Origin of the sequence: Arachnia propionica (assembly GCF_003932785.1) — a bacterium.
In the GTDB taxonomy this organism is placed as follows: domain Bacteria; phylum Actinomycetota; class Actinomycetes; order Propionibacteriales; family Propionibacteriaceae; genus Arachnia; species Arachnia propionica_B.
The window spans coordinates 1-428 of the sequence record NZ_RQYT01000154.1; the positions used below are offsets into that span (position 1 = coordinate 1).

Genomic DNA, 428 nt, shown 5'->3' on the forward strand with positions numbered 1-428 from the left:
GACGGAGCTTCTGTCGCTGTTTCTCGTTGAGCTCGGTCAACTTCCGGTCTCCCCACCACACGGTCCCGTTGGAGGGCTCCTGCATCCCGTAGAGCACCCGGAGCAGACTGGTCTTCCCCGAGCCACTCCGTCCCGCAATCGCCAGGAAATCTCCTGGTTCCATGGTCAGTTCCAGTTCGCTGAAGACGCTTCGCTCCCCGCGATGAGTGCTGTAGCTCAAGCCCAAGCCAACGCATCTCAACGGGGCTGGGGACGAGGCGAGAATCGATCCGTCAGACACGGACTCACTCTACCCTGACTGACAGACGTCGGGCAGGTCATCCTTTATTCTCATGGTTTCCATCTCAGGGCGGTCACGGCGCGCAGGATGAACCAGAGGGTCAGCCAGCCTGCGCTCAATGCGGCTGCTGGAGCGACGGGTAGGGCGA

Annotated in this window: 1 protein-coding gene; it reads right to left on the reverse strand. The window is 61.4% G+C overall.

Annotated features, from left to right (window positions below; translation table 11 throughout):
- The coding region (locus EII35_RS15640) for an ATP-binding cassette domain-containing protein (protein WP_185744411.1) at positions 1 to 220 on the reverse strand (220 nt) is incomplete at its 3' end.
- Positions 221 to 428: the final 208 nt, after the last annotated feature.